22 protein-coding genes and 2 pseudogenes are annotated in these 26,338 nt (G+C 63.7%); 13 read left to right on the forward strand and 11 right to left on the reverse strand.

Going from position 1 to position 26,338, the window contains the following annotated elements:
* Positions 1 to 17: 17 nt before the first annotated feature.
* The 3 genes and pseudogenes from AC0L2A_RS13710 to AC0L2A_RS13720 all read right to left on the reverse strand — a co-directional run bounded on the left by AC0L2A_RS13710 (position 18) and on the right by AC0L2A_RS13720 (position 3,115).
* Complete coding sequence (locus tag AC0L2A_RS13710) at positions 18 to 863, reverse strand: aldo/keto reductase (protein ID WP_473609254.1); 846 nt, start codon at positions 861 to 863, stop codon at positions 18 to 20.
* Positions 864 to 895: 32 nt separating this feature from the next.
* Positions 896 to 1,297 (reverse strand): CopM family metallochaperone, encoded by a 402-nt coding sequence (gene copM / locus AC0L2A_RS13715; protein ID WP_473609256.1) that lies wholly within the window; start codon positions 1,295 to 1,297, stop codon positions 896 to 898.
* A 43-nt stretch (positions 1,298 to 1,340) separates the two neighbouring features.
* Positions 1,341 to 3,115, reverse strand: a pseudogene (locus tag AC0L2A_RS13720) (heavy metal translocating P-type ATPase).
* A 315-nt stretch (positions 3,116 to 3,430) separates the two neighbouring features.
* Between AC0L2A_RS13720 and AC0L2A_RS13725 the strand changes: the two are divergent.
* Together AC0L2A_RS13725 and murJ are read left to right on the forward strand one after the other, a co-directional pair.
* The gene (locus AC0L2A_RS13725; RefSeq protein WP_473609257.1) at positions 3,431 to 6,232 is read left to right on the forward strand and encodes a [protein-PII] uridylyltransferase; all 2,802 of its coding nucleotides are present in this window, start codon (positions 3,431 to 3,433) and stop codon (positions 6,230 to 6,232) included.
* Between the two features lie 46 nt (positions 6,233 to 6,278).
* The gene (gene murJ, locus AC0L2A_RS13730; RefSeq protein WP_473609258.1) at positions 6,279 to 7,862 is read left to right on the forward strand and encodes a murein biosynthesis integral membrane protein MurJ; all 1,584 of its coding nucleotides are present in this window, start codon (positions 6,279 to 6,281) and stop codon (positions 7,860 to 7,862) included.
* 45 nt (positions 7,863 to 7,907) lie between these two features.
* Here the strand turns inward: murJ and AC0L2A_RS13735 are convergent, their stop codons facing one another.
* Positions 7,908 to 8,069 (reverse strand): hypothetical protein, encoded by a 162-nt coding sequence (locus tag AC0L2A_RS13735; RefSeq protein ID WP_236392065.1) that lies wholly within the window; start codon positions 8,067 to 8,069, stop codon positions 7,908 to 7,910.
* A gap of 399 nt (positions 8,070 to 8,468) precedes the next feature.
* Here AC0L2A_RS13735 and trpS point away from each other — a divergent pair, with 399 nt between their 5' ends.
* The 3 genes from trpS to AC0L2A_RS13750 all read left to right on the forward strand — a co-directional run bounded on the left by trpS (position 8,469) and on the right by AC0L2A_RS13750 (position 11,115).
* Positions 8,469 to 9,536 (forward strand): tryptophan--tRNA ligase, encoded by a 1,068-nt coding sequence (gene trpS / locus AC0L2A_RS13740; RefSeq protein WP_128183356.1) that lies wholly within the window; start codon positions 8,469 to 8,471, stop codon positions 9,534 to 9,536.
* An 88-nt stretch (positions 9,537 to 9,624) separates the two neighbouring features.
* Positions 9,625 to 10,116, forward strand: a complete 492-nt coding sequence (locus tag AC0L2A_RS13745; protein WP_023796709.1) for a universal stress protein — start codon at positions 9,625 to 9,627, stop codon at positions 10,114 to 10,116.
* 429 nt (positions 10,117 to 10,545) lie between these two features.
* Complete coding sequence (locus AC0L2A_RS13750) at positions 10,546 to 11,115, forward strand: NifU family protein (protein WP_023796710.1); 570 nt, start codon at positions 10,546 to 10,548, stop codon at positions 11,113 to 11,115.
* A gap of 109 nt (positions 11,116 to 11,224) precedes the next feature.
* Here AC0L2A_RS13750 and AC0L2A_RS13755 read toward each other — a convergent pair whose 3' ends face one another.
* On the reverse strand, positions 11,225 to 11,842 hold the full coding sequence (locus AC0L2A_RS13755) for a L,D-transpeptidase (RefSeq protein WP_027151583.1): 618 nt from the start codon (positions 11,840 to 11,842) through the stop codon (positions 11,225 to 11,227).
* 226 nt (positions 11,843 to 12,068) lie between these two features.
* Here AC0L2A_RS13755 and cueR point away from each other — a divergent pair, with 226 nt between their 5' ends.
* Complete coding sequence (gene cueR, locus AC0L2A_RS13760; protein WP_287361657.1) at positions 12,069 to 12,491, forward strand: Cu(I)-responsive transcriptional regulator; 423 nt, start codon at positions 12,069 to 12,071, stop codon at positions 12,489 to 12,491.
* Positions 12,492 to 12,517: 26 nt separating this feature from the next.
* Here the strand turns inward: cueR and AC0L2A_RS13765 are convergent.
* Positions 12,518 to 12,999, reverse strand: a pseudogene (locus AC0L2A_RS13765) (TSUP family transporter).
* A 172-nt stretch (positions 13,000 to 13,171) separates the two neighbouring features.
* The gene (locus tag AC0L2A_RS13770; protein WP_473609288.1) at positions 13,172 to 13,405 is read right to left on the reverse strand and encodes a hypothetical protein; all 234 of its coding nucleotides are present in this window, start codon (positions 13,403 to 13,405) and stop codon (positions 13,172 to 13,174) included.
* Between the two features lie 178 nt (positions 13,406 to 13,583).
* Between AC0L2A_RS13770 and AC0L2A_RS13775 the strand changes: the two genes are divergently transcribed.
* Entirely contained in the window at positions 13,584 to 14,084 is a 501-nt protein-coding gene (locus tag AC0L2A_RS13775; protein WP_287214037.1) for an MmcB family DNA repair protein, read from the forward strand.
* Between the two features lie 225 nt (positions 14,085 to 14,309).
* Here the strand turns inward: AC0L2A_RS13775 and nhaA are convergent, their stop codons facing one another.
* The 4 genes from nhaA to hrpB form a co-directional block, all read right to left on the reverse strand.
* Entirely contained in the window at positions 14,310 to 15,506 is a 1,197-nt protein-coding gene (nhaA, locus tag AC0L2A_RS13780; RefSeq protein ID WP_473609260.1) for a Na+/H+ antiporter NhaA, read from the reverse strand.
* Between the two features lie 116 nt (positions 15,507 to 15,622).
* Entirely contained in the window at positions 15,623 to 16,186 is a 564-nt protein-coding gene (locus tag AC0L2A_RS13785) for an ActR/PrrA/RegA family redox response regulator transcription factor (protein ID WP_023796717.1), read from the reverse strand.
* Positions 16,187 to 16,249: 63 nt separating this feature from the next.
* Complete coding sequence (locus tag AC0L2A_RS13790; RefSeq protein ID WP_023796718.1) at positions 16,250 to 17,575, reverse strand: ActS/PrrB/RegB family redox-sensitive histidine kinase; 1,326 nt, start codon at positions 17,573 to 17,575, stop codon at positions 16,250 to 16,252.
* A gap of 32 nt (positions 17,576 to 17,607) precedes the next feature.
* On the reverse strand, positions 17,608 to 20,223 hold the full coding sequence (hrpB, locus tag AC0L2A_RS13795; protein WP_473609262.1) for an ATP-dependent helicase HrpB: 2,616 nt from the start codon (positions 20,221 to 20,223) through the stop codon (positions 17,608 to 17,610).
* A gap of 399 nt (positions 20,224 to 20,622) precedes the next feature.
* Between hrpB and AC0L2A_RS13800 the strand changes: the two genes are divergently transcribed.
* The 6 genes from AC0L2A_RS13800 to AC0L2A_RS13825 all read left to right on the forward strand — a co-directional run bounded on the left by AC0L2A_RS13800 (position 20,623) and on the right by AC0L2A_RS13825 (position 26,306).
* Complete coding sequence (locus tag AC0L2A_RS13800) at positions 20,623 to 21,954, forward strand: ABC transporter substrate-binding protein (protein ID WP_023796720.1); 1,332 nt, start codon at positions 20,623 to 20,625, stop codon at positions 21,952 to 21,954.
* 126 nt (positions 21,955 to 22,080) lie between these two features.
* The gene (locus AC0L2A_RS13805; RefSeq protein WP_473609289.1) at positions 22,081 to 23,028 is read left to right on the forward strand and encodes a carbohydrate ABC transporter permease; all 948 of its coding nucleotides are present in this window, start codon (positions 22,081 to 22,083) and stop codon (positions 23,026 to 23,028) included.
* Positions 23,025 to 23,975, forward strand: coding sequence for a carbohydrate ABC transporter permease (locus AC0L2A_RS13810; RefSeq protein WP_128183364.1), 951 nt, complete (start codon positions 23,025 to 23,027; stop codon positions 23,973 to 23,975). The genes AC0L2A_RS13805 and AC0L2A_RS13810 overlap by 4 nt, the downstream gene beginning before the upstream one ends.
* On the forward strand, positions 23,972 to 24,178 hold the full coding sequence (locus tag AC0L2A_RS13815; protein WP_091592832.1) for a hypothetical protein: 207 nt from the start codon (positions 23,972 to 23,974) through the stop codon (positions 24,176 to 24,178). Before AC0L2A_RS13810 ends, AC0L2A_RS13815 begins: the two co-directional genes overlap by 4 nt.
* 3 nt (positions 24,179 to 24,181) lie before the next feature.
* Positions 24,182 to 25,294 (forward strand): ABC transporter ATP-binding protein, encoded by a 1,113-nt coding sequence (locus tag AC0L2A_RS13820; RefSeq protein ID WP_473609263.1) that lies wholly within the window; start codon positions 24,182 to 24,184, stop codon positions 25,292 to 25,294.
* Positions 25,287 to 26,306: an ABC transporter ATP-binding protein gene (locus tag AC0L2A_RS13825; protein ID WP_473609264.1), complete on the forward strand. Its 1,020-nt coding sequence runs from the start codon at positions 25,287 to 25,289 to the stop codon at positions 26,304 to 26,306. Before AC0L2A_RS13820 ends, AC0L2A_RS13825 begins: the two co-directional genes overlap by 8 nt.
* Positions 26,307 to 26,338 lie beyond the last annotated feature (32 nt).

A 26,338-nucleotide genomic window follows, 5' to 3' on the forward strand; every position in this document is an offset into this window, starting at 1 on the left:
TTCCCCGCTCCCATCCCTCAAATCATCTGCAGGCCCTGCTTGCGCCTCGGCGGCGGGAAGGCGCGGTCGATTTCGGTGAAATCCTCACGCGTAAGCTCGATGTCGAGCGCCGCGACATTCTGGCGGATATGCTCCTGCTTGCTGGCCTTTGGAATGGCGATGAGGCCGTCCTGTGCCATCACCCAGGCCAGCGCCAGCTGAGCCGGCGTCGCATCGTGGCGGGCGGCGATGGCTTCGAGGCTGGCGTTGCGCGCCAATACGCCCTGGTCGACCGGCGAATAGGCCATCAGCGGAATGCCGCGCTGCCGGCTCCAGGGCGCAAGGTCGAATTCGGGGCCGCGCTGGGACAGATTGTAGAGGATCTGGTTGGTCTGGACGCCGTCGCCGGCCGGCAGGCTGACCAGTTCCTCCATCTCATGAGTGTCAAAATTGCTGACGCCCCAATGGCGGATCTTGCCGGCTTTTTTCAACGCTTCGAAGGCCTCGACCGTTTCCGCCAGCGGCACGCTGCCGGGCCAGTGCAGCAGATAGAGATCGATGCGGTCGGTGCGCAGATGCCTGAGGCTTGCCTCGCAGGCAGCCGGCACGCCGGTGCGCGAGGCGTTGGACGGCAGCACCTTGGAGACCAGGAACACCTCGTCGCGGCGCCCGGCAATAGCATCCGCCACCACTTTCTCGGCGCCGCCGCTGGCATACATTTCGGCGGTGTCGATCAGCGTCATGCCGAGATCCAGCCCAAGCTTCAGGGCATTGACCTCATCGGCATGGCGGCGGGCGTCCTCGCCCATTTTCCAGGTGCCTTGACCCAGCACCGGAACGGCTTCGCCCGAGGGCAATGTCGTGGTTCTTATCGTTGACGGCATGGCGTGCTCCAGTCGAGGCCCGATGGCTGATGCTACTTCACCGGATGGGCGGCCAGCCAATCCTGCATCTGCTTGATCTCGGCTTCCTGCGCCGCGATCACCGCTTCGGCCAGCTTGCGCATTTCCGGATCCTTGCCATTGGCAAGCTCGACCTTGGCCATGTCGATAGCCGCCTGGTGATGCGGGATCATGCCGCGGGCGAAATCGACATCGGCATTGCCGGAATATTCGATCGCCATCATCGCGGTGTGCATCTTGTCCATCGCCGCCTTGTAGCTGTCGGTCGAGGCGCCCTGCGCGCCCATCGCTGCCATGTCGTGCGCCCCCATGTCGTGTTTCGTCTCCTGGGCTTGCGACGGAATGCTTTCCAGGAAAACGGCAAGCAGCATTCCGGCCGCCATCAGCAACAGCACGATCTTCTTGGCCAACGTCATTCATGATCTCCTTTTTGAACGAGTTCCTATCTGGGAACTTGGCTCAGAGTTTCAACGCCCTGAGCCGCAACGCGTTGGTGATCACCGAAACCGAGGACAGGCTCATAGCCGCTGCCGCCAGCATCGGCGACAACAGCGTGCCGGTGAGCGGATAGAGCACGCCGGCGGCGATCGGCACGCCAGCACGTTGTAGAGGAAGGCGAAGAACAGGTTCTGGCGGATGTTGCGGATCGTCGCTTGGGCGAGCGTGCGGGCCCGAACGATGCCGTTGAGATCGCCCTTGACCAGCGTGATCCCGGCGCTTTCGACCGCGACATCGGCGCGGGTGCCCATGGCGATGCCGACATCGGCGGCGGCCAGCGCCGGCGCGTCGTTGACGCCGTCGCCGGCCATGGCGACGCCGCCGCCGCTGGCGCGCAACTCCTCGACCAGCGCGCTCTTCTGTTCCGGCAGCAGGCCGGCACGCACCTCGTCGATGCCGAGTTTGCTTGCGATGGCCTTCGCCGTGCGTTCGTTGTCGCCGGTCGCCATGATGATCTTCAGGCCGCGCTCGTGCAGCGCCTTGATCGCCTCTGATGTCGTCGCCTTGATCGGGTCGGCGACGGCGACGATGCCGGCCAGTTTGTTGCCGACGGCGACGAACATCGCGGTCTTGCCCTCGGCCTGCAGCGCCTCGGCGCTGGTCGAGACGGATGCGATTTCGATGCCGAGAGCGGCCATTATCGCGGCGTTGCCGAGCGCCACCCTCTGTCCCGACACCGTGCCGGAAACGCCCTTGCCGCTGACCGCCTGAAACCGCCGGCGTCGGGAATCTTTACCCCGCGTTCCCGGGCGCCTTCGACGATCGCCTCGGCCAGCGGATGCTCCGAGCCCTTTTCGAGGCCGGCGGCAAGGGCCAGCAGATCATCGTCCGCCCTACCCTCGGCAGCGACGACGTCGGTCAATCTCGGCCGGCCTTCGGTCAATGTACCGGTCTTGTCGACGATCAGCGTGTCGACCGAGGCAAAGCGCTCGAGCGCCTCGGCGTCCTTGATCAGCACGCCGGCATGCGCGCCGCGCCCTGTGGCGGTCATGATCGACATCGGCGTGGCAAGCCCCAGTGCGCAAGGACAGGCGATGATCAGCACCGAGACCGCCGAGACGATGGCAAAGATCAGGCTGGGTTGCGGCCCGAAGTTCGCCCAGGCGATGAACGCAACGATCGCAACCACGACGACGGCCGGGACGAAATAGAAGGAGACGCGGTCGGCCAAGTCCTGGATCGGCGCGCGCGAACGCTGAGCCTTGGCGACGAGCGCGACGATGCGCGCCAGAAATCGACCAGTTCCGGGTTCGGGCCCTCGTCGCCGGCCGGCACGCCCATCAGTTCCAGCGCCATCCCGCAGATCGGGCAGCGCCTGACTTGTCGCGGACGATTTCTGGATGCATCGGACAGGTGTATTGCGTGCCTTTCGGCATCGCCTGCTGCTCCGGCCTGTCGCCAAGATACTTTGCCGGCTCCGCCTCGAACTTCACCTTGCAACCGGCCGAGCAGAAATAGAAGCCCTGGCCTTCATGCCGGGAAAAGTGCTTCGCGGCGGCACGCTCGACACGCATGCCGCAGACCGGATCGGTGGCGGCAATGTAGTTTTCCGGCTCGGCCGTGAACCTCGAACGGCAGCGCTCGCTGCAGAAATGATAGCGATGGCCGCCATGCTCGGCGGTCGGCTTGCCGGCGGCCGGATCGACGGTCATGCCGCAGACCGGGTCGCGAATGACCGCGTCGGCGACGGACGGAGCAGCTTTCGGCGAGCAGCAACCGCTGGTCGTGGTCGGAATGCGTCAATGCGGAAAGACCGCTCTGTCTCGAACTTGCAACAGAGGTAGTGCTTCCAGTGACTGGAAGGTCAAGGGCCAATTTCGACCTTTGGTGCCGTGGTGCATGCCGGACTGCCTGACCCAAACCGCTTCCATGCTTATGGCCGCCGCCACTTCCGGGCTTGGCAACATCGTCCAGCAAGACCATCTATCAAGTGCGGCAGGAGGCGATCATCCGGTTTCGACTCCCGTGGAGAGCCTTTCTGTCCGCCCCATACCCAGCGCCGCGAAAACGCGCTATAGACGCCGCCAAAACGGCGAGGCCGAACGGCACTTATGGCAAGAATCTCTCTAAAGCTCGACGAACTGATCGACGGCGAAGCCTTGCGCCGCGAGATGACTGCGCTGACTGAGGCCACGGCAGGCGACGGCTCCGGCAAGGCTGCGCGAACTGGTGTTCTCCAGCTTCTCAAAGGCAGGCTGGCCGTCGGCCGCAGCATCGCCGAACGCATGCTGATGGACGACGGCAGCGGCACTGCCTGCGCCGCCCGGCTGTCGCATCTCATGGACGAAATCATCCGCGCGCTCTACGAGTTCGCCACCACCCACGTCTATCGCGTCAAGAACCCGTCATCGGCCGAACGCATGGCCGTCGTCGCGGTCGGCGGCTATGGCCGCGGCACGCTGGCGCCGGGATCCGATATCGATCTGCTCTTCCTGCTGCCCTACAAGCAGACGCCATGGGGCGAGCAGATCGTCGAATACATGCTCTACGTGCTGTGGGACCTGGGGCTGAAGGTCGGCCACGCCACCCGCAACATCGACGAATGCCTGCGGCAGTCGCGCACCGACATCACCATCCGCACCTCGATCCTGGAGGCGCGTTTCCTGTGGGGCGAGCAGAAGCTCTATGACGAGCTCTTGCAGCGCTTCGACCGCGAGGTGGTGCGCACGACCGGACCCGAATATGTGCAGGCCAAGCTTGCCGAACGCGACGAGCGTCATGCCAAGGCCGGCGAAAGCCGCTATCTGGTCGAACCCAACGTCAAGGACGGCAAGGGCGGCCTGCGCGACCTGCAGACGCTGTTCTGGATCGGCAAGTATTTCTACCGGGTCCGCACCGGCGAGGAACTGGTCGACAAGGGCGTCTTCACCGGCACCGAATACCGGGAATTCCAGAAGGCCGAGGACTTCCTGTGGGCGGTGCGCTGCCACATGCATTTCCTCACCGGCAAGGCCGAGGAACGGCTGCATTTCGACATCCAGCGCGAGATCGCCGAGCGGCTGGGCTACACCACACATCCGGGCCTGTCGGCGGTCGAGCGCTTCATGAAGCACTACTTCCTCGTCGCCAAGGACGTCGGCGATCTGACCCGCATCTTCTGCGCGGCGCTAGAGGAAGAGCAGGCCAAGCATGTGCCGGGCTTCAACCGCATCTTCCTCACCTTCTCGCGCCGCAAGCGCAAGCTTGCCGGCACGTCCGATTTCATTATCGACAACCATCGCATCAACATCGCCGACGACCTGGTGTTCGAGCGCGATCCGGTCAATCTCTTGAGGCTGTTCTGGTTCGCCGACAAGCACGGGCTGGAATTTCACCCCGATGCGCTGAAGCTGCTGACCCGTTCGCTCGGCCTCGTCGGCAAGGCGCTCAGGCGCGACGAGGAAGCCAACCGGCTGTTCCTCGACATATTGACGTCGGACCGCAACGCCGAACTCAATCTCAGGCGCATGAACGAGGCGGGACTGCTGGCAAAGCTGATCCCGGATTTCGGCAAGATCGTCGCCATGATGCAGTTCTCGCTGTACCACCACTATACGGTGGACGAGCACCTGATCCGCTGCATCGGCGTGCTGGCCGAGATCGAGCGCGGCGACGGTGAAAAGGTCCACCCGCTTGCCCACTCGCTGATGCCGGGGCTGAAGAAAAGCCGCGAGGCGCTCTATGCCGCGGTGCTGCTGCACGATATCGCCAAGGGCCGGCCGGAGGACCATTCCGAAGCTGGCGCCCGGATCGCGCGGCGGATCTGCCCGCATATGGGGCTGTCGGCGGCCGACACCGAAACGGTCGCCTGGCTGGTCGAGAACCATCTCGTCATGTCGATGACCGCGCAGACCCGCGACCTCAACGACCGCAAGACGATCGAGGACTTTTCCGCGATCGTGCAGTCGGTTGAACGGCTGAAGCTGCTGCTCGTCCTGACCGTCTGCGATATCAGAGGCGTCGGGCCTGGCGTCTGGAACGGCTGGAAGGGTCAGTTGCTGCGCACGCTCTACTACGAAACCGAACTGCTGTTGACCGGCGGGTTTTCGGAAGTGTCGCGTGCGATGCGCACCGCGGCCGCCCGCGAAAAGCTGGCCGAGGCGCTCGCCGATTGGCCGGAAAAGGCGCGCAAGCGCTATGTCGCCAAGCACTATGAGAATTATCTGCTGGCGGTCGATCTCGCCGACCAGCTTCGCCACGCCGAATTCATCCGCGAGGCGGATGCGGCGGGCAAGAAGCTCGCCACGATGATCAAGACCCACCAGTTCGAGGCGGTGACCGAGATCACCGTGCTGGCGCAGGACCATCCCCGCCTGCTGTCGGTCATTGCCGGCGCCTGTGTGGCGGCCGGCGGCAACATCGTCGATGCGCAGATCTTCACCACCTCCGACGGCCGCGCGCTGGACACCATCCTGATCTCGAGGGAATTCGACCGCGACGAGGACGAACGCCGCCGTGCCGAACGCGTCGGCCGGCTGATCGAGGACGTGCTGTCGGGCAAGAGCTGGCTGCCGGAGATGATCGAGAAGCGCACCAAGCCGCGGCGCGGCGCCAAGGTCTTCCGCATCCAGCCGCGCGCCGAAATCCGCAACACGCTGTCGAACCGGTTCTCGGTGATCGAGGTCGAGGGGCTGGATCGGCCGGGCCTGCTGTCCGAGATCACCGGGGCGTTGTCCGACTTGTCGCTCGACATCGCCTCGGCACACATCACCACCTTCGGCGAAAAGGTCATCGACACCTTCTATGTCACCGATCTCACCGGCCAGAAGATCGACAGCCCGACCCGCATGGCCGCCATCAAAAACAGGCTGATCGCCGTCCTCGAAGGCACCGTGCCCGAGCGCGGCGGCAAGGCCAAGGCTGCGGCCGAGTGACCGCCACCACTCATTTGTCCCAATCCTGCAGGCAGTCTCCAGACGCATGAGCCTTGTCAAAAAGTTCGCAACGGTCGCTTCCGGCACGCTGATGAGCCGCGCCCTCGGCTTCGGCCGCGAGATGCTGATGGCGGCCGCGCTCGGCACCGGGCCGATCGCCGACGCCTTCAACGCCGCCTTCCAGTTTCCCAACACCTTCCGCCGGCTGTTTGCCGAAGGCGCCTTCAACGCCGCCTTCGTGCCGCTGTTCGCCAAGGAGATCGAAACCCACGGCACCGATGGCGCCAAGCGCTTTTCCGAAGAGGTGTTCGGTGTGCTGTTCACGGCGCTGCTGGCGCTGACCATCGCCATGGAACTGGCGATGCCGCTGATCGTGCGCTACCTGGTGGCGCCGGGCTTTGCCGACTCGCCGGGAAAGTTCGAGATGACGGTCCGGCTCGCGACCATCATGTTTCCCTATCTGATCTGCATGTCGCTCGGCGCCATGATGGCCGGCATGCTGAATTCGCTGCGCCGCTATTTCGCCGCCGCGGTGGCGCCGGTGTTCCTGAACGTCATCCTCATCGGCGTGCTCGCCTATGCCTGGCACAAGGGATCGGACGCGCGCACCGTTGGCTTCGCACTGGCCTGGGGCGTGCTGGCGGCGGGGCTGGTGCAACTGGCGATCGTCTGGGTGGCGGTGCGCCATGCCGGCATCTCGATCGGCTTTCGCCGGCCAAGGATGACGCCCAATGTCAAGCGGCTGCTGATCCTGGCGCTGCCGGCGGCGATCACCGGCGGCATCACCCAGATCAACCAGCTGGTCGGCACCGCAATCGCCTCGGCGCAGGACAGCGCGGTGTCGTCGCTCGCCTATGCCGATCGCATCTATCAGCTGCCGCTCGGCGTCGTCGGCATCGCCGTCGCCATAGTGCTTCTGCCCGAACTGTCGCGGGCGCTGAAGTCGGGCAATCTGATCGAGGCGGCCAATCTGCAGAACCGGTCGGTGGAGTTCACGCTGTTCCTGACCTTGCCGGCGGCGGCGGCACTGCTGGTCATGGCGGAGCCGATCGTCGGGCTGGTCTACGAACGCGGCGCGTTTGCCGCAAACAACTCGACGCCGATCGTGGCGGCGATCCTGGCGATCTTCGGCTTAGGGCTGCCGGCCTTCGTGCTGATCAAGGCGTTCACCCCCGGCTATTTCGCTCGCGAGGACACGCGCACGCCGATGATCTTCGCCGCGATCTCGGTGGCGGTGAACATCACCACCGCGCTGACGCTGTTTCCGCAGATGGGCGCGCCGGGCATCGCCGTCGCTTCGGCCGTCGCCGGCTGGGTCAATGCGTTGATGCTGCTCGGCGTGCTGATCCGGCGCGGCCATTGGGGCCGCGACGTGCCGCTCATGAGACGCATCCCACGGCTGATGGTGTCGGCGGCGGTGATGGCGGCGGCGTTGTATTTTGCCGAACACTGGTTTGCCGCCAGCCTCGCTTCCGGCTCGCCGCTGGTGGTCAAGACTGCAACGCTGCTTGGGCTCGTCGCCGGCGGGGCGCTTCTTTATTTCGTCACCGCCTTCGCCATCGGGGGGGCGGATTTCGGCATGATCCGGCGCAGTATCAGGCGGAAGGGCTCCCCTTCCACCAGGGAATAGTCTCCAGATCCGTAAACCTAACCGCAGCGACCCCGTCGACAAGCATCAGTCTTCGCCGGACAATTCGTCATAGACCGGGCGCGGCAGCGGCTTACGTGCCTGCTTGCTAAGTTCGATCCCGAATTCGGCCCGAAGCCGCGCCGCTGTCTCCAGCGGCGTCTCGCGGCCATGCCGGCGCTCCAAAGCTTTCTCGTTTGAGATGGTCATCCATTTCTCGTCAGATCGTTTGCAGAATATGCTCCTATCATACCGCCCCTCATTGCCCTGCCGGGCATTTCTCCCCGTTTACGGGGAGAAAGAAGCTGGCTGCCCCTCGGCGCTCGTCCTGCAACGCCTGTCGTTGGCGAAACCGTCGACGACGGGTCTTTCTCCCCGTCACTATACGGGGAGAAATGCCCGGCAGGGCAATGAGGGGCAGCGCCGACCTGTCAAGCCGAGACAGGCGCTATAGGCGCCAACAACATCGAACAAGCAATCCGACCTGAAGCAATCGCTCTGCTGCGATCGCCTACAGCCCCTTGATCCGCTCCCCGCTCTCGTCCATAAGCGCGCCGTCGAAAGACTTTCGCCGCGCGCGAAACGGCCCTCCACAAGCCATGAGGACATATGACCGCCTTCAAGCCCCTCGTTTTTTCCGGCGTCCAGCCGACCGGCAATCTGCACCTCGGCAACTATCTCGGCGCCATCAAGAAATTCGTTGCCCTGCAGGACACCTCCGATTGCATCTATTGCGTCGTCGACCTGCATTCGCTGACCGCGCAGCTTGTCCATGAGGATCTCAAGGACCAGACGCGCGCGATCACCGCGGCGTTTCTCGCCTCCGGCATCGACCCGAAAAAGCACATCGTCTTCAACCAGTCGCGGGTCATGCAGCACGCCGAGCTTGCCTGGATCTTCAACTGCGTGGCCCGCATCGGCTGGATGAACCGGATGACGCAGTTCAAGGACAAGGCCGGCAAGGATCGCGAGAACGCCTCGCTTGGGCTGCTCGCTTATCCGAGCCTGATGGCGGCCGACATCCTTGTCTACCGCGCCACCCATGTGCCGGTCGGCGATGACCAGAAGCAGCATCTGGAGCTGACACGCGACATTGCGCAAAAATTCAACAACGACTTTTCGGACCGCATCGCCGGCCTTGGCGTCGGCGTCGAGATGAAGGTCGGCGAGGAGACCGTGAACGGTTATTTCCCGCTGACCGAACCGATCATCGGCGGACCGGCGGCGCGTATCATGTCGCTACGCGACGGCTCGAAGAAAATGTCGAAGTCGGATCCGTCGGACCTGTCGCGCATCAATCTGACCGACGATGCCGACAGCATCTCGAAGAAGATCCGCAAGGCCAAGACCGACCCGGAGGCGTTGCCTGGCGAATTGGACGGCCTGGCCGGCCGGCCGGAAGCCGAAAACCTGGTCGGCATCTATGCGGGTCTCGCCGAGATATCGAAGGAGGCAGTGCTGAAAGAGTTCGGCGGCCAGCAGTTTTCGGTGTTCAAGCCGGCGCTGGCCGACCTTGCCGTGGAAAAGCTGGCGCCGGTCGCCGGCGAAATGCGCCGCATTTCCGACGACCGCGCCTATGTCGACGCGGTGCTCAGGGATGGCGGCGAGCGGGCCGGCCTGCTGGCCGAGGCGACGATGAAGACCGTGCGCGACATCATCGGCCTGCTGCAGGGTTAATCTGCAGCCAATATCGCTACATCCGCCGGTCGCTTGCGGCCGGGCCGTGGCGGTGGCAGATTGCGACCGAAACTATTTGAGGTAGAATATGGTCTCCAAACGCCTCAGCCGCGAAGCCGGCCATCGCCGCAAGTTTTTGGCGATCATCGACGACACGCCCGAATGCGAACGGGCCGTCGTCTACGCCTCGAAGCGCGCGCAGAGCACCAGCGGCGTGCTGGTGCTGCTCTATGTGATCGAGCCGGACGATTTCCAGCATTGGCTGGGTGTCGAGAAGATCATGCGCGAGGAGGCCACCGCCACCGCGCGCGCCGCACTTGACAGCTATGCCAACAAGGTGCGCCAGAAGCTCGGCATCGAGCCGGAACTGGTGGTGCGCGAAGGCAAGCCGACGGAAGAGATCCACAAATTGATCGAGGAGGACCAGGATATCGCCATCCTCGTGCTGGCCGCCGGCGCCGGCAAGGAAGGGCCGGGCCCGCTGGTCGGCGCGGTCGCCGGCAAGGGCGCCGCCTTCCCGATCCCGGTGACAGTGGTGCCGCAGAACCTGTCAGACGAAGAAATCGACAGCCTGGCCTAAGGTGTGCTGATATTCAGGTGAGGCCGGCCTGCAAACGGCGGCTTCCTGTGCTTACTACAGCGCCGCGCGCCTTGTTGGGCGCGCAAAGGACGCTCTAGAACTCTGATTTTGCGCATGACCTTCCGAAATCAAATTCGATTTCGGAGTCATGCGCGTACCCAAAAGTACGCTCCGCTCCGGTTCTCGGAAACCGTCATTTTCGGCCCGGCCTGACCTGAATCTCAACACACCTTGGCGCAAAATCCCTGGCCAGCGCAAAAATCGAAGTGCTACAGCCCTTGCACGTCCAATAAGGACGCGCGGCGCTGTAGACGAAAATTCATTCTCTCGGGCGGCCGTTCCGGCGATGGCTTTCGCTTGAATGTCCTGCCGATAAGGCCTATTTAGAATTATTCCAAACTATATGCCCGAACGGGCTCGGAGACGTCCATGTTCATCCAGACCGAATCGACGCCAAATCCGGCGACATTGAAGTTCCTGCCCGGCAAGGAAGTGCTTGTCGAAGGCACCGCCGATTTCCGCGATGCCGACAGCGCTGCCGCGGCTTCGCCGCTGGCCGGCCGGCTGTTCGAGATCCCCGGCGTGACCGGCGTCTTCTTCGGCTATGATTTCGTCACCGTGACCAAGGACGGCCCCGACTGGCAGCATCTGAAGCCGGCGATCCTCGGCGCCATCATGGAGCACTTCATGTCCGGCGCGCCGGTCATGGCCAGGGCCGGCCCCGCCGCCGAGACCAGCCAGACCGGCGAATTCTACGACAAGGCCGACGAGGAACTGGTCATCACCATCAAGGAACTGCTCGACACGCGGGTGCGTCCGGCCGTCGCCCAGGACGGTGGCGACATCACCTTCCGCGGCTTCGAGAACGGCACCGTGTTCCTGCACATGAAGGGCGCCTGCGCCGGCTGCCCGTCGTCGACGGCGACGCTGAAGCACGGCATCCAGAACCTGCTCCGGCATTTTGTGCCCGAGGTGCAGCAGGTCGAACAGGTCTCTTAAGATCAAAGGACGTCAATTCGCCCTTCGCGCGACACAAAAAACCGGGCCAAATTGCCCGGTTTTTTGCTTTGGGACGTCAGTTGTTGCCTAGACGGTCCGCGTATGAGTTCTAGAGAACGATGACCTTGGCGCCGACGGAGGTGCGGTCGTAAAGGTCGATGATGTCCTGGTTCATCAGCCGGATGCAGCCCGACGACATCGCCTTGCCGATCGAGTTCCACTCCGGGCTGCCATGCAGGCGGTAGCCTGAATCGCCGCCCTTGTTGAATAGATACAGGGCGCGCGCGCCGAGCGGGTTGGTCAATCCGGGATCCATGCCGCCGGCAAATTTGGCGAGTTCCGGCTGGCGCTTGATCATCGCCGATGGCGGCGTCCAGGTCGGCCATTCGCGCTTCGCCGCGATGCGGGCGGTGCCGCGCCATTCAAAACCCTCGCGGCCGACGCCGATGCCGTAACGCATCGCCTCGCCGCCGCCCATGACATAATAGAGGAACTTGTTCTGCGTATCGACGACGATGGTGCCCGGCTTTTCACCGGTGTCGTAGCTCACGATCTGCCGGCGGTACTTGAACGGCACCTTTTCGATCGGAATGCGCGGCAGTTGATAGCCCGCATCGGTCATCGGGCCATAGTTGTTGGTGAATATCTGCGAGCCGATGGTGCTGCAACCAGCAATAGCCGTCGACAGCGCAAGTGCGGCGACGATTGCGAATGACTTCATGCGCATGAAAAGGTCCGATGCCCCGCCCGAAAGATAGCGGCACGAGACGGCCGCCTTGTCGCCATCATTCATGCTGGCATTTGCTTTGCTTGCCAAGCGGGCGATGCCTATATGCAGGGGCTTACATGCCGGTAAGTCCGCAGCTGTGGCTTTTCGGCAACGGCACTCATAAGATTATGTAGGAAATTCAATGGGGCGGTCCGCCAGGCCGCCGGAAGTTAGGGAACCAATCATGAATGTCGGAGATGCCGCCCAGCGTTCCGGCCTGCCGGCCAAGACCATTCGCTACTATGAGGAGATCGGCCTGATCCGTCCGGCGCGGGCCGGCAACGGCTACCGCGACTATTCGGGCGACGACATCCACCGGCTGACGTTTCTGCGCCGCGCGCGCAATCTCGGCTTTTCCATCGACGACTGCCGCCAGCTGATGGCGCTCTACCAGGACCGCAGCCGCGCCAGCCATGACGTGCGCGAGATCGCCGCCGCGCATGTGACGGCAATCGAGGAGAAGGTGCGCGAATTGCAGTCGATGCGCTCGACCCTGCAGAAGCTGATCCATGCCTGCCACGGCGATGACCGGCCGGACTGCCCGATCCTGGACGATATTGCGGGGGCGGTTTTGCCATCTGACAAAGTCGTTCCCGCACAGGTGTGAAGGTTGCGCGGCTAGGCTAGGTGGTGCTATTCGTGCCGCCAGATCTTGTAGGCTGAGATCACCAGAATTGCCGCCAGCAGTGGGAGCAGGATTTGCTCGGGGACCACGCCAAGCAACTGCCCGCCGATATATGTCCCGACAATCGAACCGCCAGCCATGGCCAGCAAGAACGCCTTGTTCCTGCCGATGACCGAAAAGCTCTGGTCGCGGCTGTAGCGGGTGAAGCCGACGAGCATCGTCGCCAGGCTTACTGCCAGCGATAGAGAGCCCGCCAGCTTGATGTCGGCACCGAACAGAAGCACAAGCGTCGGGACGAGCAGTTCACCGCCTGCCACGCCGAGCAGGGATGCCACGACGCCGACGGCAAACCCAGCAATGATCCCGGCAACGATCAATGCGGCGACGACAGCCAGGCTGGCGGCCTTGTTCAAGATCACGGCTTCAAGGGCGGCAAACCGAAACAGACCGATCAGGAACGGCGAAATTCTGCACCGCCAAGCCCGATCAAGCCGCCAAGCGAACCAACGCCAGTTCCAACTGCAAAGGCACCAAGCCACGTCGCTCAATCATTGAACCGCTATGCCGTGGCGAGACCCGGAATGCCAGCCGTTTTGCAGGTTGGGTTTGGCCATGCATCGTTATCGGCGGAGGGTCGATGATTGATCCAGCTACAGTGCCGATCAAGAAGTACCATCGACACGCTCGGCTATGGCGAATGCCTGCAGGTTCCTTGCCTTGCCGTGGTCTTCTTCGGCGTTGGCGATGATCGAGAAGAAGGCCGCACGGGCGATGTCCGTCTTTGACGCGTTCGGGTGTTCCTTCCTGGCCGCTTTGATCAATTGCTTGGGTGCCATGTCAGGCGTCACGACCCGCATCAGGGTGTCGGCTACCGCCTGCATCTCGTCCGCGTTCATCATCCACACTCCCTAGAGCTACCCGCATTTGCACAGTATCTCATATAGCTAATGTTTGGAACTTGCGGTGTCCGTTTGGGAACCAGGATTTCACGCGAAAACCACATTTCAAGCGCGCCTTTGAGTGCCTCCCAGAAAACGGGTTCAAACCGTGAACAAAGTCTGGCATGATGCCGCCATGCCAATTATCTCGCCGATTCCTCTCAATCCCCTGATCGATGGCCGCCAGTCGGAACGCGCGATGCTGGTTCGGCGCGGCGTGCAGCGGCTGCTCAGGGAGATGGGCGCGCATGTGCTGCCGGAACTGTCGCTGGCGACCGGGCGCCGCGCCGACCTCGTCGCGCTGACCCGCCAGGGCGACATCTGGATCATCGAGATCAAATCCTCGATCGAGGATTTTAGGGTCGACCGCAAATGGCCGGATTACCGGCTGCACTCCGATCGGTTCTTCTTCGCCACCCATCCCGGCGTGCCCTTGGAGATCTTTCCGCAGGAATGCGGTTTTATCCTTTCCGACGGCTACGGCGCCGAAATCCTGCGCGATGCGCCCGAGCACCGCATGGCGGCGGCAACGCGCAAGGCGCTGATGCTGAGGATCGCGCGGGCCGGAGCAGCGCGGCTGCTGGCGGCGGAACTTGCCGGCGTGGCGGTGCCGGCGCTGGAGGGCGAGAGCGAGTAGCTGGAACGTTTGTGCTCTTCCTTGACCCTTCGAGCTGCCCCACATCCGCCTGCCGGCACCTTCTCCCGGTACAGTGACGGGGAGAAGGGATCTGGCCGCGACCTTGGCGTCCTTTCTTGCAACGCTGGAAATTGGCGAAATCCTTTGCGAAGGCGTCTTTCTCCCCGTCTCTATACGGGAAGAAATGCCCGGCAGGGCAATGAGGGGCGGCGCGACGTTCGTCGGCTACTCTTCGTCCTCATCCATCCCATTCGCCGCCGGCGCCAACAGCAGCACGGCGGCGCCGAGGATGGCGGCGATGAAGGAGCCGGCGAGGATGCCGACTTTCACCGCGTCCTTGAGCTCGACATCGCTGGCGAAGGCGAGCAGGCCGATGAACAGGCTCATGGTGAAGCCGATGCCGCAGAGCAGCGAAATGCCGACCATGTGCAGCCAGCCGGCATTGACTGGCAGATCGGCGAGGCCGAGCCGGATGGCAAGCGCACAAGAACCGAACACGCCGACCAGCTTGCCGGCGACGAGGCCGGCGGCGACGCCCAGCGTCAGCGGCTCGACCAGGGCGGCTGCGCTGAGGCCAGCAAGCGAAACACCGGCATTGGCAAAGCCGAAGATCGGGATGACGACAAACGGCACTATCCTGTGCAGGCCGTGCTCGAGCCGGTGCAGCGGGGAATGGTCTGAATCCTGACTGAAGCCGGGGGTGATCTTCAAAGGTATGGTCAGGGCCAGCGCCACGCCGGCGAGCGTGGCGTGGACGCCTGATTTCAGCACCAGCACCCACAGGACGACACCAAGCAGGAGATAGGGCCGCAGTGTCAGCACCTTCATGCGGTTGAGCACGACGAGCAGAGCGATGACGGCGAAGGCGGCGCCGAGATAGGCGAGCGACAGGCCGCTCGTGTAGAACATCGCGATGATGATGACGGCGCCAAGGTCGTCGATGATGGCGAGCGCGGTGAGGAAGACCTTCAGCGACCCCGGCACGCGGCTGCCGAGCAGCGACAGCACGCCAAGCGCAAAGGCGATGTCGGTGGCGGTCGGGATCGCCCAGCCGGACAGGGCGGCTGGATTGTCGCGGTTGATGGCGACATAGACAAGTGCCGGCACCAGCATGCCGCCGGCAGCGGCGATGCCGGGCAGAGCGCGGCGCGGCCAGGTCGAGAGCTGGCCGTCCAGCATCTCGCGCTTGATCTCCAGGCCGACCAGCAGGAAAAACACCGCCATCAGGCCGTCATTGATCCAGTGCGATACGCTGAGCGGTCCCAGATAGGCGTGAAGGGCATCGAAATAGGTTTCGGCCAGCGGCGAATTGGCGACGACCAGCGCCAATGCCGCGGCTGCCATCAGGACGATGCCGCCTGCCGCCTCGCTGGCCAGGAATTCGCGAAAGATGGAGGTCGGCCGCGGCTTCTGGTCCTGCATGTCGTCTCCGTCGTGTCGCCTACCAGCCGGCAGGGACAACATCACCCTGTGCGATGATGCGCAACCGCCGATGTTACAGTGCCACGCGACCTTGGCGCGCGCAAAGAGGTCAGGCGTTAGCGCGGCGCTCGTTTGGCGAGTATCCGCTGCAGCGTGCGGCGATGCATGTTGAGACGGCGGGCCGTCTCGGAGACGTTGCGGTCGCACATTTCGTAGACGCGCTGGATGTGCTCCCAGCGCACGCGATCGGCCGACATCGGGTTTTCAGGCGGTGCGGCGCGTTCGCCCGCAGTGCGGGTAAGAGCCGCGAAAACCTCGTCGGCATCTGCCGGTTTCGACAGATAGTCGATGGCCCCCAGCTTCACCGCCGTAACGGCGGTGGCGATGTTGCCGTATCCGGTGAGGATGACGGCGCGGGCGTCGTCGCGCTTCTCGCGGATGGCGGCGACGACATCGAGGCCGTTGCCGTCGGCGAGCCGCATGTCGACCACCGCGTAGGCTGGCGGATTGGCGCGCGCCTTGGCCACAGCCTCCTCGACGCTCTCGGCCGTCTCGACCACGAAACCCCTGGTCTCCATGGCGCGGGCAAGGCGCGTGAGGAATGGCCTGTCGTCGTCGACGATCAGCAGCGAGGTGTCCTCGCCCTCAACCATTGCGCCAATCGTTTCGTCGCCATTCATCGTCTTGACATTCCTGCTGCCCGAATTTTACGCAGATATAGTTTTGGAGCGCTATTGTCCAATTCAAGCCGTGTCAAACATGGTGGCCGAAGCCGATTCAGGATTGAGAAAGACGCTGCGCGGCCACGATATCCGCACGACGGCGCCCTCGCCCGGCTCGTTTGAATTGCGGAAATCGAGCGTGGCGCCCGAGCGTTCAAGCAGGGTCTTGGCGATGAACAGCCCCAGTCCGAGGCCGCCGCCGGCCTCGGTGCCCTGGCGTGTCGACATATAGGGCTCGCCGATGCGATCGATGATTTCGGGAGGAAAGCCCGGCCCGTCGTCGGTGATCGAGAAGGTGACCGTTGCCTCGTTCCAGCTCCAGCGCACGGTGACGCTCTTGCGGGCAAAATCGACGGCGTTCTCGACCAGATTGCCGAGGCCGTAGATGACGCCGGGATTGCGCCGTCCCACCGGTTCGGGGCCGATGCGCTCGCCGGGGAGAAGCTTGATCGAGATGCCGAAATCGCGGTGCGGGGCGGTCATCTCCTCGACCAGCGAGGTCAGCGGCAGGCGGGAGAGATGCGCCTCGCCCTCGGAGGACAGGCTGGTCAGGCGTTTGAGGATCTCGCGGCAACGCTCGCTCTGCGAGCGCAGCAGCGTCACGTCCTCGCCGTATTTCGGGTCATTGCGGAGCGCCTTCTCCATCTCCTTGGCAACAAGCGTGATGGTGGCGAGCGGCGTGCCGAGCTCATGCGCGGCGGCAGCGGCAAGGCCGTCCAGCGCCGACAAATGCTGTTCGCGCTGCAGCACCAGCTCGGTGGCGGCAAGCGCGTTGGCGAGCAGCCGGGCTTCCTCGGCCACGCGGAAGGCGTAGATCGCGGTGAAGGCGATCGAGGAAAACACCGCCATCCACATGCCGGCGACGTAAATGAACGGCATCTCCAGCGGCGCGCCCTCGTACCAGGGCAGCGGCAGATGGAAGAACACCAGCAGGCTCGCCGTCACCATCACCAGCGCGCCGAGGATGGCGGTCAGGCGCAGCGGCAGCGACGTCGCCGAGATGACCACGGGCACGGTGACCAGCACTGAAAACGGGTTGGTGAGGCCGCCGGTCAGGTAGAGCAGACCGGCAAGCTGCAGGCTGTCGATGGTCAGGATGGCGAAAGCCTGCAGCGGGGTCAGCCGATGCGCCGCCGGATAACGGAAGGTCAGCAGCAGGTTCATCCAGGCCGAACAGGCGATCAGCGCGAAGCAGAGACTGACCGGCAGCGGGAATTTCAGCCCGTAGGCAACGACAAGGACGGTCAGACTCTGGCCAACAATGGCAAGCCAGCGCAGCCTGATCAGCGTGTTGAGACGCAGCCGCTGGCTTTGCTGGAAGTCGGGCGCCCGCAGGATGTTTATCATGGCCAAGGATTATAGCCGGAAAAGGAGAAAGGCTAGGTCCCCCGCGGTTTGGCGCGGCTGGTGGCGGTGGCGAGAAGCGGGTTCTCCGGCCAGACATGCCGGGGATAGCGGCCACGCATCTCGGCTCGCACATCGGCCCAGGAGCCACGCCAGAAACCGGGTAAGTCACGCGTCGTCTGGATCGGTCGGTGCGCCGGTGACAATAGCTCGAGCGTCAGCGGCACCGCGCCGTTGGCGATTGAGGGATGCAGGTCGAGACCGAACAGCTCCTGGACGCGGATCGCCAGCACCGGCCATTCACCGTCATAGCGGATCGGCACGCGGCTGCCGGATGGAGGGTCGAAATGGGTCGGCGCCAGCGCCTCGATCCGGCGCTGCAGATCGTGCGGCACCAATGCCATGAGGCCGGCCGAAAGCACGCCCGGATCGATCGCGGCAAAGGACGCCGCGCCGGAAAGGAAGGGCAGCAGCCAGTCGTCGAGGCGGTCGATGAGCGCCGCATCGGAAACATCTGGCCAGGGCGCGCCAAGCCCGCGATGCAGCCAGCCGAGCCGTTGGCGCAGCGTTTCGGCCTCCTTGCCCCACGGCAAAAGCGACAGCCCGTGTTGGCGCAGGGCGTCAAGGATGGCGCGATCGGCGGCGATGCCGGCCGGCGCCGGCAGCATGCGTTCGGACAGGGTGATGGCGCCGAGGCGAACGGTTTCACGCACACGCACCGCACGCCTGTCGCGGTCGAAACTGGTTTCGCGGTTTGTCTCGATCTTATCGGCGAGCAAAGCGCGAATGTCGGCTTCGTCTATCGCCGCCGCTGCCGTAATGCGGGCGTTCTGCGCCTTGCCCTGCAGATCGGCGACGACAAGCCAGGTTTCGCCCGCCAGCGGGTCGGCGGCGTCGAGCATGGCGCCTGAACCGTTGGCCAGCACGAAACGGCCGCGCTCTCCGCGCGCCCTGGCGACGCGGTCCGGCCAGGCATGAATGAGGAGAGCACCGGCGCTGCCCTCCCCCCCGAGGGGAGGGTCGGCGAGTGAGCCTTGCCCAGCAAGGCGAGGGAGACGGGGTGGGGTCGGCGATGGCGTGCCCGACCCAATCCCACCCCGATCCGCTTCGCGGATCGACATACCGGGGCGAACCACGGGTCTCGCCCGTCCTTCGGTCCCCCTCGAAGGGGAGGGTGAAGCCTGTTTCGCCAGCCGCTCGGCGAGTTGCCGGGCGGCGGTGGCGCGCGGCGATCTTTCGGATCGGAACCGAAGCAGCCGCCGTTCGAGGGCGGCGCCGTCGCCGCCCAGGCCACGCTCGGTGAGCAGCACGGCGAGCATGGCCGCTTCGAACGCCCGGCCGGTGTTTGCCACCTCGGCGACCATGTGAGCCAGCCGCACAGGCAGTGCCAGCCTGCGCATCGCAGCACCCGATTGCGTCAGTCGCCCTGCCTCGTCAATGGCGTCGAGCGCGCGAAGCAGCGCCCTTGCCTCGTTGAGTGCCGGGGCCGGCGGCGGATCGAGGAAGCAGAGGCTCGACGGGTCGGCGACACCGAAGGCGGCGCAATCGAGCAGAAGTCCGGAAAGGTCCGCCTCGAGGATTTCCGGCGGCGTGAAGGCGGGAAGTGCCGCGGTCTGCTCGGCCCGCCACAACCGGACGGCGACGCCGGGCTGCGTGCGGCCGGCGCGGCCGGTGCGCTGGTCGGCGGAGGCTTTGCTGACCCGCACCGTCTCCAGCCGCGTCAGGCCGCTGGCCGGCTCGTAGCGCGGCAGGCGCGACAAGCCGGAATCGATGACGACGCGCACGCCGTCGATGGTAATCGAGGTCTCGGCTATCGAGGTCGCCAGCACCACCTTGCGGCGGCCGGACGGCGCCGGCTTGATCGCGGCGTCCTGCGACTTGTTGTCGAGCATGCCGTAGAGCGGCACGATGTCGGTGTCGGCACTGACGCGGCCTTGCAGCCGCTCGGCGGTGCGCTCGATCTCGCGCTGGCCGGGCAGAAAGGCGAGCACGCTGCCGCTCTCCTCGGCAAGGGCCGCGCGGATTGCCTTGGCCATCGCGTCCTCGATGGCGATGCCGGCCGGCCGCTCGTCGTAGCGGATGTCGACGGGAAAGGCGCGGCCTTCGCTCTCGATCACCGGGGCGCCGGAAAGCAGCCGAGCGACGCGCGCGCCGTCGAGCGTCGCCGACATGACCAGCAATCGCAAATCGGTCCGCAGCGCACCTTGCACATCTAGCGCCAGCGCCAGACCAAAATCGCCGTCGAGCGAGCGCTCGTGGAACTCGTCGAAGAATACCGCCGAGACACCGGGCAACTCCGGATCGTCGAGGATCATCCGCGACAGCACGCCTTCGGTGACGACAAGGATTCTGGTCCTCGCAGAAGTGCGGTTCTCCATCCGCATGGCATAGCCGACCGTTTCGCCGGGCTCCTCGCCGAGCAGTTCGGCCATGCGACGGGCGGCTGCGCGGGCAGCGAGCCGGCGCGGCTCGAGCAGAATGATCTTCCCCGTGCCGAGCCAAGCTGCATCGAGCAGCGCCAGCGGCACCAGCGTCGTCTTGCCGGCGCCGGGCGGCGCCACCAGCACGGCACTGTTGCCATGGCCGAGCGCTTCACCGAGCGCCGGCAGGACGGCGGAGACCGGAAGCTCTGGCAAGGGTTTTCTGGTCATTGTTTCAGGGATGCATCCATCCAATCTCGCGGCAGGTCGGTCGCGCCCCGCATATCAGCGGTGGCGGTCGCCGCGCAACCGGGCAACGGACCAACTCAAAGCGGGTCCACCCCTCGCCATAGTCAAAGGCGGAAGCCACCGACGATGACGCGGCCGAGGAGCGACAGGAAGTCGGATATTTCCTAATAGAACGGCGCGGCCAGGATCACCGCCCAGATACAAGCAAATTATGCTGCAGCGCAGCGACGAATTCGCTTGCGTTGTTTAGTAAAAATTGCATCACTAAACAAATTACTAAACATCCGCCGCTAAACTGCGTCGTCATGTTTAGACCCCTGAGGAGGGGGTTGAGGTTTTTGAAACCGTCATCCGGGCGCGTTTCGCAAATGGGAGGAAGGCATGAAATCGACCTTGAAACTGACGTTGGGACTGACATCGGCGATGTTTGCGTCGACCGCCGTTTCGAATGTCGCGCAGGCTGAAGATCTGACGCTTTGCTGGGCAGCCTGGGACCCGGCCAACGCGCTTGTCGAATTGTCCAAGGATTTCACCAAGGAAACCGGCATCGGCATGAAATTCGAATTCGTGCCGTGGACCAACTATGCCGATCGCTTCCTCAACGAACTGAATTCCAAGGGCAAGCTGTGCGACCTGATCATCGGCGACAGCCAATGGATCGGCGGCTCGGCCGAGAACGGCCACTACGTCAAGCTGAACGACTTCTTCGACAAGGAGAAGATCAGCATGGACGACTTCGTGCCGGCGACCGTCGTCGGCTACTCCGAATGGCCCAAGAACTCGCCGAATTACTGGGCGCTGCCGGCCATGGGCGACGTCGTCGGCTGGACCTATCGCAAGGACTGGTTCTCCAAGCCGGAACTGCAGAAGGAATTCAAGGAAAAGTACGGCTGGGATCTCGCAGCGCCGACGACCTTCGACCAGCTGAAGCAGATCGCCGAGTTTTTCCAGAAGCGCGAGATCGACGGCAAGACGGTCTATGGCGCATCGATCTATACCGAGCGCGGCTCCGAAGGCATCACGATGGGCGCCATGGACGGGCTCTACAGCTTCGGTTTCAAATATGAGAATCCCGACAAGCCATACGAGATGGACGGTTTCGTCAACTCCGAGAAATCGGTGAAGGGTCTTGAGTTCTACAAGGCGCTCTATGACTGCTGCACGCCTCCCGGGGCTTCCAACAGCTACATGGGCGAAGGCGTCGACGCCTTCAAATCCGGCCAGGTGGCAATGCACATGAACTTCGCCTTTACCTGGCCAGGCCTGCAGAAGGACGAAAATGTCGGCGGCGACAAGATTGGTTATTTCGCCAATCCCAAGGGGCCCGACGGCGATCAATTCGCCCAGCTTGGCGGCCAGGGCATCTCGGTGGTCTCTTACTCCGACAAGCAGGAGGCTGCGCTCAAATACATCAAGTGGTTCGCCAACAAGGATGTTCAGGCCAAATGGTGGTCGCTCGGCGGCTTTTCCTGCCTCAACGCGGTCGTCAAGGATCCAGGCTTCCCAGCCAGCCAGCCTTACGCGCAGACCTTCCTCGACTCCATGGCCATCGTGAAGGATTTTTGGGCAGAGCCCAGCTATGCGCCACTGCTGCAGGCGTCGCAGAAGCGCTTCCATGATTACGTCGTCGCAGGCCAGGGTTCGGCCAAGGATGCACTTGATGGCCTGGTCAAGGACTGGACCGAGGTCTTCCAGGACGACGGCAAGATGTAGTTGGGGCAGTATCCAATCGGCTCCTCCCGAGCCACGACCGCGTGTCCCGTGCCACCCTTGGCACGGGACACAGCTCAGATAAATTCCACTGTCGAGACGACCCAAGTGACCGAAGCGGGACTGACCATGCTCAATCGGACTGCGGACAGCGTCGCCCGGGCTACGCCTGAGCCGTTGGCCCGCAAGGTCCGAGGCATCAGCGACAAGGGCCTCGCCTGGCTGTTCATCTCGCCGACGATCCTGTTGCTGCTCGCCGTCAACATCTTCCCGCTGTTCTGGGCGATCTATCTGTCCTTCACCAATTACCGCGCCAACCGTCCCAACGAGGTGGTCAGAAACGTCGGCCTTGCCAACTACAAGCGCATCCTCGGCGACCAGGACATCTGGATCGCCATGCAGACGACGGCGCATTTCGTGTTCTGGACCATCCTGCTGCAAACGCTGATCGGTTTTACCCTGGCCTGGCTGATCGATCGGAAGTTTCGCGGCCACGCCTTCTGGACGACCATCATTCTGGTGCCGATGATGCTGTCGCCGGCAGTGGTCGGCAATTTCTGGCGCTTCCTCTACGAGCCGCAGATCGGCCTGTTCGCCTATGCCATCTCGTTCGTCACCGGCATTCCGGCAACGCAGATCGGCATGCTCTCCAACGTGTCGCTGGCGCCGTGGTCGATCGTCATCGTCGACAGCTGGATGTGGACGCCTTACGTGATGCTGATCTGTCTCGCCGGCCTGCGCTCGATCCCCGAATACATCTATGAGGCTGCCGAGGTCGACCGCGCCTCCAACTGGCGGCAGTTCTGGTCGATCACGCTGCCGATGGCGCTGCCCTTCATCATGCTGGCGGTACTGTTCCGCGGCATCGAGAACTTCAAGATGTTCGATATGGTCAACCTCCTGACCGGCGGCGGACCGGGATCGACCACCGAGGTCGCCTCGATCACGCTGAAGCGGCAGGCCTTCGAAAGCTGGCGGACCGGCTATTCCTCGGCCTTCGCCATAATCCTGTTCGTTGCGGTGTTCGGGCTGGCCAACATCTATGTCAAGGCGCTCAACAAGGTGAAGCAGAGATGAGCCTGACGTCAGCCCATTCTGTTGTCGCACCCTCCGCGATTTCGAAGCGCGTCGCCGGCACAATTATCGTGCTTTACGCGCTGATCTCGATCGTGCCGCTGTTGTGGATCTTCGCCACCAGCTTCAAGACGCCGCCGGACTCGATCGCCTATCCGCCAAAAATCCTGTTCCAGCCGAGCCTCGAGGGCTACTGCAATCTGTTCTCGACCCGCACCCGGCAGACACCGGAATACATCAACGCGCTGGGACCGGCGACGGGCATCTGCGATGAGACAGTGCGCAAGCGCAACATGGTGATCGCCGGCCCGTCCAATTTCATGCCGCGCTTCGTCAATTCGCTGATCATCGCCTTCGGCTCGACCTTTTGCGCGGTGTTCCTCGGCACATTGTCGGCCTATGGCTTCTCGCGCTTCAAGGTGCCGCTGGCCGACGACCTGCTGTTCTTCATCCTGTCGACGCGCATGATGCCGCCGATCGCGGTCGCTATTCCCATCTACCTGATGTATCGCGAGATTGGCCTGTCGGACACCGCGCTCGGCATGATCCTGCTCTATACGGCGGTCAATGTGTCGCTCGCCGTGTGGCTGCTGAAGGGCTTCATCGACGAGATCCCGCGCGAGTACGAAGAAGCGGCGATGATCGACGGATATACGCGGCTGCAGGCCTTCTGGCGCACCGTGCTGCCGCAGGCGACCACCGGCATTGCCGCGACCGCCATCTTCTGCCTGATCTTCGCCTGGAACGAATATGCCTTCGCCGCACTGCTGACCTCGGGCACGGCGCAGACAGCACCGCCCTTCATCCCGACCATCATCGGCGAAGGCGGCCAGGACTGGCCGGCGGTCGCCGCAGGCACGACGATCTTCCTGGTGCCGATCCTGGTGTTCACCATCCTGCTCCGCAAGCAGTTGCTGCGCGGCATCACCTTCGGCGCGGTGCGCAAATGAGCCTGACCCAACCCGCAAAACGCAAGTCGCGCTGGCCGCGTGCGTTCCGGCGCGGCCTGATGGAGAACGTCGCCACAGCGATCATTGCCATTGGCTTCCTGATGCTGTTCCAGCCGTTCGCGCTGCCGCTCTACACCTATTCCTTCATCACCATGCTGGCCGGCACGGCGATGTTCATCATCGTCTCGAAGTTTCCGGAGTAGACGATGGCGGAGATCAGGGTCGAGCATCTGAGGAAGGCATTCGGCGATTTCGTCGCCGTGCAGGATTCCAACTTCGTCGTTAGAGATGGAGAGTTCTTCGTCATGCTGGGGCCGTCGGGTTGCGGCAAGACGACGACGCTGCGCATGATCGCCGGCCTGGAGTTGCCGACCGGCGGCAAGATCCTGCTCGGTGGCGAGGACGTTACCATGCGGCGTGCCCGCGAGCGCGACATCGCCTTTGTCTTCCAGCTGTTCGCGCTCTATCCGCATATGAATGTGCGCAAGAACATCGGCTTCCCGCTGCTGGCGCAAGGCACGCCAGGCATCGAAATCCGCCGGCGCGTCGAAGAGACGGCGAAGCTGTTGCGCATCGACCATCTGCTCAACAAGTCGGTTTCCGGTCTTGCCGGCGGCGACCGCCAGCGCGTGGCGCTCGGCCGCGCCATCGTGCGACGGCCAAAATGCTTCCTGATGGACGAGCCGCTCGGCACGCTCGACACCGAATTCCGCGATCTCATGGTGCATGAGCTGCGCGAACTGCACAACCGCATCCACGCCACCACGGTCTATGTCACGCATGACCAGATGGAAGCGATGTCGATGGCCGACAAGATCGCGGTTATGAACCACGGCGTCATCGAACAGTTCGGCACGCCGCGCGAAATCTATGACCGGCCGGCGACCATGTTCGTCGCCGATTTCATCGGCTCGCCGCCGATGAATTTTCTCGGCTTTGGCGGCGGGCTTTCAAAGGGCGCCAGGGAGATTGTGGTGCAAGGCGCCAAAGTGGCAGTGCCGGAGGTGCGGGAGGACATCGCGCCGGCCGAAATGGCGCTCGGCATCCGACCGGAACACATCCGCTTCGACGACGCTTCGAAGCTGCGCGGCGCCATCTATGGCACCGAGTATCTCGGCAGCACGCAGATCGTTGCGGTGGAGACATCCGGCGGCATCATCAAGGCGCGGGTGCCGGCCGAAATCCGGCTCAATGCGGGCGACCATGTCGGCCTGGCGCTGAGCAGCGCACGGCTGTCGCTGTTCGAGAAGGGCTCCGGCCGCGCGGTGCGAACCGCAATCCATGACGGGGCTTCCCAGGGAAGAGCGCATCATGGCTGACGTGCAGATCAATGGTGTGACCAAGAGCTTCGGCGAACATGTCGCCGTGGACACTCTCGATCTGCACGTCGCCGACGGCGAATTCGTCGTGCTGCTCGGCCCGACTGGGGCCGGCAAGACGACGACGCTCAGACTTATCGCCGGATTGGAACGGCCGGAAACAGGCTCGATCCATATCGGCGGCCGCGATGCGACAATGCTGTCGCCGGCCGAGCGCGACACCGCCTTCGTCTTCCAGCAATATTCGCTCTATCCGCATCTGTCGGTCTTCGAAAATCTGGCCTTTCCGCTGCGCTCGCCGGCGCGGCGGCTGAGCGAGGACGCGGTGCGCCGCCGCGTCGAGGATGTGGCCAGGATGGTGCGCATCCATCACAAGCTCTCCAGCCGCTCCACCAAGCTTTCCGGCGGCGAGATGCAGCGCGTCGCCATCGGGCGCGCTTTGGTGCGCAAGCCCTCGATCTATCTGATGGACGAGCCGCTGTCGTCGCTCGATGCCAAGCTGCGCGCCGACCTCCGGCTCGAACTGAAGCGCATCCAGGCCGAGGTCGGCGCCACCATGCTTTATGTCACGCACGACCAGATCGAAGCGATGACGATGGCCGATCGCATCGGCATTCTTGCCGACGGCGTGCTGGCGCAGATCGGCACGCCGCGCACCATCTACTCGGAGCCGGCAAACCTTCATGTCGCCGCAAGGCTCGGCCAGCCGGCAATCAATCTGTTGCCGACCGGCCTGCTGCCGGATGGCGACATGCCGGCGGGAACCAAAACGATCGGCGCGCGTACAGAACATCTGTCGATCGGCAAGGCATCGAATGGCCCCGCCGACGGCGTTGTTAACTGGGTCGAGCATCTGGGCGACCAGAACCACCTGCATGTGACGGTGGGAAGCAGAAAGCTGGTGACGCTGACCGATCCCGACATCCAATTGGAAAAGGGCGACCGGGTGATTATCCGCTACCGGGCGCCGCTGTTCTTCGACCAGGCCGGAAACAGGATTGCAAACCGATGAGCCCCGGGACATTGGAAAAGAACGGGACACTG

The sequence above is a fragment of the Mesorhizobium sp. WSM4844 genome (assembly GCF_055811775.1).